This window comes from Actinomycetospora aurantiaca, assembly GCF_037401875.1.
Lineage (GTDB): Bacteria > Actinomycetota > Actinomycetes > Mycobacteriales > Pseudonocardiaceae > Actinomycetospora > Actinomycetospora aurantiaca.
Genome location: NZ_JBBEGN010000030.1, coordinates 26,433 through 37,858 on the forward strand (window position 1 = coordinate 26,433; position 11,426 = coordinate 37,858).

The window sequence follows — 11,426 nt, forward strand, 5'->3', positions numbered from 1 at the left end:
CCTGCTCATGCCGCCCCGAACCCGCGGTCGGCGAGCCAGGCGCGGCTCGTCCGGGCGGCTTCGGCCGGGTCGCCGTCGAAGGAGTCGAGCTCGACGACCAGCCAGTCGTCGTAGCCGGTCTCCCGCACGGCGGCCAGGACGGCGTCGAGGTCGAGGTCACCGGTACCCAGCGGACGGAACGCCCCCGAGGCCCGGTCGAGGTCCTTGAGATGGACGTGCCGGACCCGGTCACCGTGGCGCCGGACGAGGTCGGCGGGGTCGCCGCCGCCGGCCGCGAGGTGGGCGGTGTCGGGGCAGAACCCGATCCGTGAGCGGTCCAGCACGGCGTCGACGGCGTCGGGGGCCTCGACGATGGTGCCCAGGTGGGGGTGGAAGCAGGCGGTCAGGCCCCGCTCGGCCGCGAGGTCGGCGACCGCGTCGAGCCCGATCACGAGGCGGTCGAGGTCCCCGGCATCCGAGCCCGCGGCCCGCGGGGACCCGCCGCCGACGACCAGCTGCGAGGCCCCGGCGCGGGCGGCGACATCGGCTGACACCGCGATCCGCCCCAGCTCCTCCCCGCGTACGTCGTCGAACACGAAACCCGCTCCGGTGTAGACACCGACAAGCTCCAGGCCCGTCTCGTCGAGCAGGCGCCGGAGGTCGTCGCCCAGCTCGAGGACGTTGCCCTCGAACAGCTCGACCCCGGCGTAACCCGCGGCCGCGATGTCGTGCAGTGCGCGCGTCATGTCACCGGCCACGCGGTAGCGCAGGTCCCGGACGCTGGTGACCCCCTCGGCGGTCGCCGTCAGGCCACCCCAGGTGATGGTGTGGTAGCCGAGCCGCATCCGGGCCTCCCGTGGTCGTCCTCGTCGACGCGAGCGACGCTAATGTTCATCGCGAGCAAAAGTCAATGACATAGTCTCAGCTTTGGGTTCGACCCCGCGGGCCCGGGGAGGCGCCATGAGCAGGCCGCTCGATCTGGACGAGCAGGTCGACGACCTGGTGCTCGTGCTCGACCTCATCCGGCACGGGAACGCGCGCACCCGTCCGGAACTCGCCCGGCGGTCGGGCCTCGGCCGCACCGTGGTCTCCGCACGGCTGGCCCGGCTCCTCGACGCGGACCTGGTCGTCGAGGGCGAGCTCGGGCCGTCGACCGGCGGCCGGGCGCCGCGCGAGCTGCGGTTCCGCGCCGAGGCCGGCGCCGTGCTCGTCGCCGAGGTCGGGGCGACCGGGTTCGCCGTCGGCGTCACCGACCTGGACGGCGCCCTGCGCGAGCACCGGCACCAAGCGTGGGACGTGTCGGCCGGACCCGAGGCCACCCTGGACCGCATCGCCGACGATCTCGAGGACCTACGGGGCGACGTCGGCGACGTCGCCCCCGTCTGGGGCGTCGGGCTCGGCCTCCCCGGTCCGGTGGAGTTCGCGAGCGGTCGCCCGGTGGCGCCGCCGATCATGCCCGGCTGGGACGGCCACCCGGTGCGCGAGCACCTGGCCGATCGGTTCGGGGTGCCGGTGTGGGTCGACAACGAGGTCAACACGATGGCCCTGGGCGAACTGCGTCACGGCGTGGCCCGAGGCGTCTCCGACCTGCTCTACGTCAAGATCGGGACCGGTATCGGCGCCGGCCTCGTCACGGGCGGGCGCCTGCACCGCGGGGCGCAGGGCGCGGCCGGCGACCTCGGGCACACCGCGGTGCACGAGGACTCCGGCATTGTCTGCCGCTGCGGCAACCGCGGCTGCCTCGAGGTGCTGGCCGGGGGCGGGGCACTGGCCCGGGACGCCGTGACGGTCGCCCGCGGCGGCCACAGTGGGCGCCTCGCCGCGCGGCTCGCCGACGCCGGGGAACTGACCGTCCGCGACGTCGTCGACGCCGCGCGGGAGGGCGACCAGGAGTCGCGGCGGATGCTCGAGCACGCCGGCATGCTGATCGGGACCACCCTGTCGGTGGCGGTCAATCTCGTGAACCCGGCAATGGTCCTGCTGGGAGGACAGGTAGGGGCGTCCAGCGACCAGGTCCTCGCCGCGGTCCGGGAGATCGTGTATCGACGGTCGTTGCCACTGGCCACGCGGGAGCTGCGCATCGAGCCCTCGCCGCTGTCGGGCCGGGCAGGCCTGCTCGGCGCCGCGACGATGGTGGTCGACGAGCTGCTCTCGCCGGCATACCTCGTGCGGTGGCTGCAGGATGGGAGCCCGGTCGGTCGGGCCGACCTGGCCTGAGACCCTTCCGCTCGCGTCGCCTTGACATTTGCTCGGTGCGAACATAAGACGGAGAGCGACGCCGTCGTCGCCCGCTGTCGAGGAGCACGTGATGCGCGAGATCACCGACCACGCCGGCCACCCGGTCACGCACGGGCGGACCACCGTGAACGGGGTTCGTCTGCACCACGTGACCGCGGGCTCCGGGCCGCCGCTCGTGCTGCTCCACGGCGTGCCCAAGAACTGGTACTACTGGCACCGCGTCATCCCGCTGCTCTCCGAGCGGTTCACCGTCATCGCTCCCGACATCCGCGGCTTCGGTGACTCCGCGCGTCCCGACGGCGGCTACGACATGGGCACGATCGCCGAGGACGTCGCCGAGCTGATGACCGCGCTGGGCCACGAGCGTTTCGCCGTGGCCGGCGAGGACTGGGGCGCCGCCTTCGCCTACGCGGTCGCCGCCTCCCACCCCGAGCGCGTCACACGGCTCTCCTTCTCCGAGATGCTCGTGCCCGGCGCCGGGCTGGAGGCGTGGTCGGCGCTCACCGAGGACAACGTCGCGTCCGACCACTTCCTGTGGCACGTCGGGTTCTTCCACGTCCGCGACTTCCCCGAGATGCTGATCGCCGGCCGGGAGCGGGTCTTCTGGGAGACCTGGATGAAGAACGAGACCTACGACCCCGCGGCGATCACCGAGGACTGCGTCGAGGAGTGGGTCCGCTGCTCGTCTGCCCCCGGCGGCCTCCGCGCGATCTTCGAGGTCTACCGGGCGACGTTCGTCAACATCGAGCTGGACCGGCAGTGGTCGGCCCGTCGGCTCCCGATGCCCGTACTGACCATCGGCAGCGACAGCTTCATCGGCGAGGAGGGTCGCCGGCAGATGGAGCGGGTGGCCGACGACGTCCGCTATGTCGAGCTCGAGCGCTGCGGGCACTCGATGGCCCTCGAACGCCCTGCCGAACTCGCGCGGGTGATGGGCGACTTCTTCGCCGCGGACGCCGCGGCGTGAGGTACGCCGCGGAGGTCCTCCCCTATCACGACGCCGAGCTGGGCACGGCGCTGGGCGAGCTCGCCGGCCTCGGGTTCGACGAGGTGATGCTCTGGGCGTCGGCGCCACCACTGGCCGACCACGTCCACCCCGGCGACGACGTCGCGGTGATCCGGCGGACGCTCGGGCGGCACGGCATGCGCGCCACCGGGCTGACCTGCTACGGCCGCGACCGCCACGAGCTGACCGCCCGGCTACGCCTGGCCCATGACCTCGGCGTCGACACCCTCGTGTTCGACTGCGAGGCGCCCTACCCCGAGTTCGTCGAGCACTGGCTCGCACCGATGCTTGACGAGGCCGAGCGTCTCGGCGTGCGCATCGCGGTCGAGAACCACCTCACGGTGCCGTTCTCCGCCGACTTCGAGTCGGGTGCAGGAGAGGATCAGCGCTGGTCGGAGGGCGTCGACAGCCTCGCCCAGATCCGTCGGCTGGTCACCGAGCTCGACCACCCGAACCTGGGCATCTGCCTCGCTCCCCCGCACCTGTGGGTGATGGGCGAGAGCATCAGCGAGGCCGTGTGGTTCCTCGCCGAGCGCGGCAAGCTCTTCCACTACTACCTCTGGGACGTCGACCGCGCGTACCGCCGCGGCGTCGACGGCCTGGACTTCGGGCCCGGCGAGCGCCAGCTGCCGCGCCCCGACGGCGTCCTCGACCATGCGGTCGGGCTAGCAGCGCTCGACCGCGTCGGCTACACCGGCGCGGCGTCGCTGAAGTGCCACGGCACCGCGGGATGGCCGGTCGAGAAGGTCACCCGCGAGCTGCGCCGCGCCGACACCCACCTCCGGACCTGCTTCACGCGGGCCGGGATCACCCTACCCAGGAGGACCTGACATGGCCGGGAACGGCAACCGCATGGACGGCCGCGTCGCCGTCGTCACCGGTGCTGCCCGCGGACAGGGCCGCGCGCACGCGGTGCGGCTCGCGGAGGCGGGCGCCGACGTCGTCGTCGCGGACGTGCCCGGCGACATCGCCACGGTCGCCTATCCGATGGGCACGCACGACGAGCTCGCCGAGACCGTCCGGCTCGTCGAGAAGCAGGGACGGCGCGCCGTCGCCGTCGAGGGCGACCTGCGCGACACCGACACCGCCACCCGCCTGGCCGACACCGCCTGCCGCGAGTTCGGCCGCGTCGACGCCCTCGTCCCGAGCGCCGGCGTCCTCAGCGTCGCCGACAGCACCTGGGACCTGACCGACGACCAGTGGGACGACATGCTCGCCACCAACGTCACCTCGGTGTGGAAGACGTGCCGGGCGGTCGTGCCGCTCATGATCGACGCCGGGAACGGCGGCGCGATCGTGCTCACGGGTTCGGTGGGCGGGCTGCGCTCGGTCGCCGGGTGCACGCACTACAACGTCGCGAAGTTCGGCGTGATCGCTCTGATGCGGACGCTGGCCTGGGAACTGGCGCCCCACCACATCCGCGTCAACGTCGTCCACCCGACCGGGGTGAACACGATGATGGGCGACAATCCGGCCTTCCGGGAGTGGGCCGGTGAGCACCCCGACCTGCTGGAGCCGATGCGCGGCAACCTCCTGCCCGGCGTCGACCTCGTCGAGCCCGAGGACGTCGCTGCGCTCGTCGCGTTCCTGGTCTCCGACGACGCCCGCTACATCACCGGCGTCGAACACCGGGTCGACGCCGGCTTCATGCTCAAGTGATGTGGATCTTCCCCCACTCCCCCCGACGAGAGGACCGCTGATGGCGGACACCAAGAACGGCCCCGAGCTGCACCCCGTCACCCAGGAACTCGCCAGCGGAAAGAACTTCGCCGCGGTCACCACCGTGCTGCCCAGCGGGCGCCTGCAGACCCAGATGCTGTGGGTCGCGATCAAGGACGGGCAGCTGGTGCTCAACACCGAGACCCACCGCAAGCGCTACCGCAACCTGCAGTCCGACCCCCGGATCACCGTGCTGATCCGCGACGAGTCCGACCCCTACCGCTACGCCGAGATCCGCGGGCGGGTCGAGCGGACCACCACCGGCGACGAGGCCCGCACCCACATCGACGAGGTCGCCCACCAGTACCTCGGCACCGACTATCCGCCCGAGGGCATCAAGTCCGAGCGCGTGATCCTCTGGGTCACCCCCGAACGCCAGACGATCATCGACCAGAACAAGGACACCAGCGACTGACCTCGCTCCGTCCTGTCGAAGGGATCCGCACCACCATGGCCATCGCGACCATCAACCCCGCCACCGGCGAGACCGTCCGCGAGTTCGAGGCGCTGACCGAGGCGCAGCTGGAGGAGAAGCTCCAGCGCTCGTGGGACACCTTCCGGACCTACCGGGACACGACGTTCTCCCAGCGTGCCGACTGGCTGCGGCGCGCCGCGGACATCTTCGACGAGGACAACGAGCGGCTCGCCCAGCTCGCCACCCTGGAGATGGGTAAGACCCTCGTGGCCGCCCGCGCCGAGATCACCAAGTGCGCCTACGGCTGCCGCTGGTACGCCGACCACGCGGCCGAGGCCCTCGCGGACGTCGAGTGGCCGCACCCGTCGAACGCCCCGGAGCACGCGCGGATCCTGACGCGCTACCAGCCGCTCGGCCCGGTCCTCGCGGTCATGCCGTGGAACTTCCCGTACTGGCAGTTGCTGCGTTTCGCCGCGCCGGCGTTGATGACGGGCAACACCGGCCTGCTCAAGCACGCCTCGAACGTCCCCCAGGTGGCCCTGGCCATCGAGGACGTGTTCACCCGGGCCGGCTTCCCCGCGGGCGCGTTCCAGACGCTGCTGGTGTCGAGCTCGCAGATCGAGGGGATCATCGACGACGACCGCGTCCGCGCCGTCACCCTGACCGGCAGCGAGCCCGCCGGACGCGAGGTCGGTGCCCGCGCCGGGCAGAACGTCAAGACCAGTGTGCTCGAGCTCGGCGGCAGCGACCCGTTCATCGTCATGCCCTCCGCCGACCTCGACGCCACCGCCGACGCCGCGGTCACGAGCCGGACCCTGAACAACGGTCAGTCCTGCATCAACGCCAAGCGCTTCATCATCCACGAGCAGATCGCCGACGAGTTCCAGCGGCTGCTGGTCGAGAAGATGGACGCGCTGGTCGTCGGCGACCCGATGGACGAGAACACCGAGCTCGGCCCGATGTCCGGCCCGCAGGGACTCGAGGAGCTCGACCAGCAGGTCCAGGACTCCGTGGCCAAGGGCGCCACGCTCCTCACCGGCGGCAAGCCCCTGGGCGGGCCCGGCAACTACTACCCCGCCACGGTGCTGGCCGACATCCCCAAGGACGCCCCCGCGTACTACGAGGAGCTCTTCGGGCCGGTCGCACTCGTCTTCCGCGCCCGCGACGTCGACGATGCCATCGCCATCGCCAACGACTCGTCGTTCGGCCTCGGCGGCAGCGCCTGGACCGAGGACGAGGACGAGAAGGAGCGCTTCGCCAACGAGGTCGAGAGCGGCATGGTCTACATCAACAAGATCACCGAGTCGACGCCCGAAGTGCCCTTCGGCGGGGCGAAGAACTCCGGCTACGGCCGCGAGCTCGCCTCCTTCGGGCCGCAGTCGTTCGTCAACGCCAAGACGATCTGGATCCAGTGAGCACCGCGACCTTCTCCGGCATCGCCCACGTCGCGCTGGTCGTGCGGGACATGACGACCAGCGTGCATTTCTACGAGGACGTGCTCGGTTTCGAGCGCGTCGGTGAGGTCACCGAGGGGCCGCCGTCCGAGGGTCACCCCCGGCGGTTGATGCGTCATCCCGGAAGCGGGATGACGCTGGGCATCCACGAGCCCCACCGACGCAGCGGGGACCGGTTCGACCCGCAGCGCACCGGGCTCGACCACCTCGCGGTCACCGCCCCAGATCGGGCCACGCTGGACGCCTGGTCGAGGCGACTGGACGAGCACGACGTCGAGCACTCCCCGACCCGCGACGCGGGCTACGCCGAGTTCGTGTCGTTCTGCGACCCGGACGGCATCGCCTGGGAGATCTGGCTGCCCACAGCGGGCTGAGGGCGAGGAGGGATGCAAGTGGACGAGCGGGTGTGTCTGATCACCGGAGCGAGCCGGGGCATCGGAGCGGCGACGGCGCGCGAACTCGCGGCGCGCGGTCACGCCGTGGTGGTCAACCACCGCGACAGCGCGACCGCGGCCGAAGCCGTCGCCCACGACGTGCGGGCGGCCGGTGGGGACGCCCTGGTGGTGCAGGGCGACGTGACCGACCCGGCCGACATGACACGCCTGGTCGACACGGTCGTCGAACGCTGGGGCCGGCTCGACGTGCTGGTGCACAACGCCATGACCCCATTCCCGGTCACCTCGTTCGCCGACCTGGACTGGGAGCAGCTCTCGGCGAAACTCGACCAGGAGATGCACGCGGCACACCTGCTCACCAAGGCCGTGCTGCCCGGAATGATCGACCGCCGCCGGGGACGGCTGATCTACCTGTCCACCGGCCTGTCCCGACGTCCCCGGGACGGGATGATCGCCCTCGGGGTCGCCAAGGCCGCCCTGGACTCCTTCGTGCGCTACGTCGCCGCCGAGGTGGCACCGCACGACATCACGGCCAACGTCGTCGCCCCGTCCACGGTGGAGGACACCGCCGTGAGCGACCGACTCCCCGAGGAGCTCAGGTCGCAGCTCGCTGACGCGACCCCGATGCGCCGGCTCGCCCGACCCGACGACGTCGCCCGCACGGTCGCCTACTTCGCCGGCGACGACGCCGCGTTCACCACCGGCAGCTGGGCGCCGGTCAACGGCGGCCTGATCATGCCCTGAATCCGCAGGCGGGCCGGACAGCCGCTCCTCTCGCCTAGCGGCAGGTGCTGTCGTGCCCTCCGTATCGCCTGGCCAGGGCTGGAACGACGTCAGCCTTCGACACCCGGCCCTGACTGACGAGGCCCGCTTTCGGTACCGCTTACGTCACACCAGGGCCGTCTACGGGCACCCACGGCACAAGATCGCTACTTCCTGATCATGTCGCTGAGCAGCCGAGATGCAGATACTGGCCCACGACAGCCGACGTGAACCTTGTCCACTGGGTTCGGGGTTCGAGTCCCTGACGGCGCACCCTTCGTTGTCGGCTCCGTACGAGAAATGAAACTCTCGGCGTTCGAGTGCCACGCCAACTGACGTGAGCCGCGGACCGGGACCACAGGCGGACGGATCGCCGCCGGAGGCTGGACGGCCGACTGCTAGAGAACCTCAGGCGCGCCCCGGCCGCCCGTTCGACTCAGCCCACGAGCGGTGTCCGGTCGGCGGTGAAAACGTCGAGTCGGTCCTGCATGGCTGCCTCGACCCGGCTGGCGAGTGCGGCGGGATCGTCGTCGGGGCGCGGATGGATCGCCGCCAGCACGGCGGTGTCGAGTTTGGTGGGCAGGGGCACGTAGGGCAGGAGTCCGACGGCGCCGATGTTGAGTCCCCACGGCAGTGACACCGAGATCGGGGCTGCCTTGAGGCGGGCGAGGCGGTCGAGTCCGAGGGTTCTTGCGAGGGCCTGGCCGTCGGAGAGGACGAGGAGGGACTCGCCGGCGCCGGCGGTGACGATGGGGACGATCGGTACCCCGTGGTCGATGGCGAGTCGCGCGAAGCCCTGGCGTCCGGCGAAGACGATGCGGTTGCGGTCCTTGTAGGCCTTGAACGCGTCGAGGTCGCCGCCGGGCAGGACAAGCAGGTGGTGCCCGGCTGAGAGCGCTTCGGTGGCGGCGGTGCGGCTGGCCTGTCGGCAACCGAGTTCCTCGAGGATCGGCCCGACCTTGAGTGTCCACGCGATCTTGTGGACCAGGATGTCGAGGGGGCCGGTCAGTCCGGCGTCGCGCAGCGCGGCGAAGGCAGCGAGGACGTTGAGGTCGAAGATGCCGCCGAAGCCGTGGTTGCTGACGATCAGGCTGGGGGCCGCGGGGAGCGGGGCGTCGACGGCGACCTCGAGGCGGTGGTAGCGGCGCCCGATGGCGACGGCAACGTCGCGGGCGAGGGCGACGGCTTGGCCTGCAACGCTCGGCGTGGGCTCGGGGTTCATCGCGACAGTCACTGCCGGGCGGGGTCGATGAGGCCGACGGCGGTCCGCACGATGCTGCTCTTGACGGTGTCGCGCAGGCGAGCGAGACGGTTGTCGGCCACGCTGACGCGTGCGGCGCGGCCGAGGCGCGGGAACAGCGGGGCGGCGTTGTCGTGGTCGATCGCGGCGGAGATCGACTGCCCGAACGGGCTGTGGGTGAGGTGCTCGTCGAGGCCGCCGGTGAAGTACGTGACCGCGCTGGCGGGAGCGAACGGCCAGTCGCTGCCGTAGAGGACGTGGTCGGGGCGGGCGAACGCGAGCAGACTCGGCAGCGCGGCCGGGCTGCCGGAGAGCGCGGTGTCGTAGTAGAAGGCGCGGAAGTCGTCGAGGACGTCGCGGGGGCTGCGTCCGGTGTCCCCGGCGATGGCGACGGCCATGCGGTGCGAGGCGTAGGGCACGAAGCCCCCGGCGTGGGAGAGGATCATCCGCAGGTCGGGGTGTCGGTCGACGACGCCGTTGCGCACGAGCAGGTAGGCCGCGCGGGTGGTGTCGAGCAGGAAGTCCGCCGCGAAGGGCGGGATGCCGTCGACCGCGGGAGCCGGCAGTTCGGCGGGGTGGATGAACACGACCATGTTGCGGCGGGCGAGCTCATCCATGACGGGGTCGAACGCGTGGTCGCCGAGGTAGGTGCCCTGGTGGTTGGCCAGGAGCACGACGCCGTCGGCGTGCAGGTCGTCGTCGGCGTGGGCGATCGCGTCGAGGGCGAGGTCGACGTCGGGTAGTGGTACCGCAGCAAACATGCCGAAGCGGTCGGGATGGTCCTTGACCAGTTCAGCATGGGCGTCGTTGAGTCGGGCGGTGAGGTCGCGAGCCTCGTCGCGGTCGCCGAGGTGGGTGCCGGGGGTGGACAGCGAGAGGATGCCGGTGGCGATGTGGTGATCGTCCATCATCGCCAGTGCGCTCTGCGGGCTCCAGCCGGGCAGGGCTCGGCCGCCGGCCTCGGCGATCCCGTGCCGTTCGAGGGCAGCGGTGTAGTCGCGGGGCAGCAGGTGTTGGTGGACGTCGATGCGTCCGGTGTCGGCCATGGTGTGGACCTCCTCGTCCGGTGGCAGTGGCGGTGGTCAGCCGAGGCCGGTGAAGCCGGGGCGACCGGGCTGGGCGCGCCCGGCGGAGGGGGCGACCTCGCGGACGTAGTCCTCGACCCCGGCGCCGGCCAGCGGCGCGACGACGTCCTCCTCACGGATCAGCGACGCGAGGCCCAGTCGGAACTGGTCGAGCTTGTCGATCACTGTCTGCCCGACGGGGGTGTGTCCCCACACGCTGATGCCCCGGTGGGTGACGGGCTCCCAGGTCGTCTCGTCGACGACGATCGGGTTCCAGCCCACCTCCCACTCGAAGCCGGAGGGGGTCTGGGCGTAGAAGGACAGCTCCCGGTCGTTGGTGTGCTGCCCGACGGCCAACGCCATGCCGAAGCCGAGTTCCTTGATCCGCTGGTAGGCGCCGACCATGTCGTCGAGCTCGGCGACCTGGACGTTGAGGTGCTGGACGCGGGTGCGGACGGGGTCGAGACGCACGCCCTGGGTGGAGGCCACCGCGATCGAGTGGTGGCGTCCGTTGACCCGCAGGAACCGGATCTTCAGCATCACCCCGCTGATGGTCTCGTCGATGTAGTCCGAGAGCCGGGCGTCGAAGACGGTGTCGTAGTAGCCGCGCAGTCCGGCCGGGTTGGTGGAGGTGAGGGCGACGTGGCCCATGCCGCCTTCTCCGGTGACGAAGCGGCTGGTCCGCATGTCCAGTGCAACCTCGCCGAGCACCGGCCGGGTGAACACCTCCTGGGTGATGCCCTTGGGTCCGGGGAAGCGCAGCAGGCGCTCGACGCCGCGGCGGGCGGCCTGCTCGGCGGTGCCCTCGACGGTCGGGACCCCGGCGCTGCGGACGCGATCGATGACGCGGTCGAAGGTGTCGTGGTCGTCGAGTTGCCAGCCGATGGTGGTGACGTCCTCGGCGGGGCCCCGCTCGAGCAGGAAGCGGCAGGCGTGCTCGTCCAAACGGAAGCGGAGGGTGTCTCGGTCGAGTTCGTCGGCGTGCATCCCGACGGCGTCGACCCCGAAGCGTCGCCAGTCGGTCATGCGCTGGGTTTCGATGATGAGGTAGCCGAGGTGGACCCGGCCGAACACCGACGCCGGCGGCGTGGGGAGCCCGTTGGGTTCGACGGATGTGTCGTGGCCGGGCAGGGACGTCGTGCTCATCGGTCCTG

At 71.4% G+C, this 11,426-nt stretch carries 12 protein-coding genes; 8 read left to right on the forward strand and 4 right to left on the reverse strand.

The window, feature by feature from the left end:
* Nucleotides 1–5: 5 nt before the first annotated feature.
* Complete coding sequence (locus tag WCD74_RS29315; RefSeq protein ID WP_337698471.1) at nt 6–824, reverse strand: sugar phosphate isomerase/epimerase family protein; 819 nt, start codon at nt 822–824, stop codon at nt 6–8.
* 115 nt (nt 825–939) lie between these two features.
* Between WCD74_RS29315 and WCD74_RS29320 the strand changes: the two genes are divergently transcribed.
* From WCD74_RS29320 to WCD74_RS29355, 8 genes are all read left to right on the forward strand, one after another.
* The gene (locus WCD74_RS29320; RefSeq protein WP_337698472.1) at nt 940–2,196 is read left to right on the forward strand and encodes an ROK family protein; all 1,257 of its coding nucleotides are present in this window, start codon (nt 940–942) and stop codon (nt 2,194–2,196) included.
* A gap of 91 nt (nt 2,197–2,287) precedes the next feature.
* A complete protein-coding gene (locus tag WCD74_RS29325; protein WP_337698473.1) occupies nt 2,288–3,184 on the forward strand; it encodes an alpha/beta fold hydrolase in 897 nt (298 codons plus the stop codon).
* Nucleotides 3,181–4,053, forward strand: coding sequence for a sugar phosphate isomerase/epimerase family protein (locus WCD74_RS29330; protein ID WP_337698474.1), 873 nt, complete (start codon nt 3,181–3,183; stop codon nt 4,051–4,053). The genes WCD74_RS29325 and WCD74_RS29330 overlap by 4 nt, the downstream gene beginning before the upstream one ends.
* 1 nt (nt 4,054) lies before the next feature.
* Complete coding sequence (locus tag WCD74_RS29335; protein ID WP_337698475.1) at nt 4,055–4,882, forward strand: mycofactocin-coupled SDR family oxidoreductase; 828 nt, start codon at nt 4,055–4,057, stop codon at nt 4,880–4,882.
* Between the two features lie 40 nt (nt 4,883–4,922).
* Nucleotides 4,923–5,357, forward strand: coding sequence for a PPOX class F420-dependent oxidoreductase (locus tag WCD74_RS29340; RefSeq protein WP_337698448.1), 435 nt, complete (start codon nt 4,923–4,925; stop codon nt 5,355–5,357).
* 35 nt (nt 5,358–5,392) lie between these two features.
* Nucleotides 5,393–6,772 (forward strand): NAD-dependent succinate-semialdehyde dehydrogenase, encoded by a 1,380-nt coding sequence (locus tag WCD74_RS29345; RefSeq protein ID WP_337698476.1) that lies wholly within the window; start codon nt 5,393–5,395, stop codon nt 6,770–6,772.
* Nucleotides 6,769–7,185, forward strand: coding sequence for a VOC family protein (locus WCD74_RS29350; RefSeq protein WP_337698477.1), 417 nt, complete (start codon nt 6,769–6,771; stop codon nt 7,183–7,185). Before WCD74_RS29345 ends, WCD74_RS29350 begins: the two co-directional genes overlap by 4 nt.
* 12 nt (nt 7,186–7,197) lie before the next feature.
* Nucleotides 7,198–7,950 carry an SDR family NAD(P)-dependent oxidoreductase gene (locus WCD74_RS29355; RefSeq protein WP_337698478.1) on the forward strand — a complete coding sequence of 251 codons (753 nt, stop codon included), beginning with the start codon at nt 7,198–7,200 and terminating at the stop codon, nt 7,948–7,950.
* A gap of 454 nt (nt 7,951–8,404) precedes the next feature.
* Here WCD74_RS29355 and WCD74_RS29360 read toward each other — a convergent pair whose 3' ends face one another.
* From WCD74_RS29360 to WCD74_RS29370, 3 genes are all read right to left on the reverse strand, one after another.
* Nucleotides 8,405–9,190: a 1-acyl-sn-glycerol-3-phosphate acyltransferase gene (locus WCD74_RS29360; protein WP_337698479.1), complete on the reverse strand. Its 786-nt coding sequence runs from the start codon at nt 9,188–9,190 to the stop codon at nt 8,405–8,407.
* 8 nt (nt 9,191–9,198) lie between these two features.
* Nucleotides 9,199–10,254 (reverse strand): amidohydrolase family protein, encoded by a 1,056-nt coding sequence (locus tag WCD74_RS29365; RefSeq protein ID WP_337698480.1) that lies wholly within the window; start codon nt 10,252–10,254, stop codon nt 9,199–9,201.
* 36 nt (nt 10,255–10,290) lie between these two features.
* Nucleotides 10,291–11,426: VOC family protein (locus tag WCD74_RS29370; protein WP_337698481.1), on the reverse strand; the 1,136-nt coding region annotated here is incomplete at its 5' end.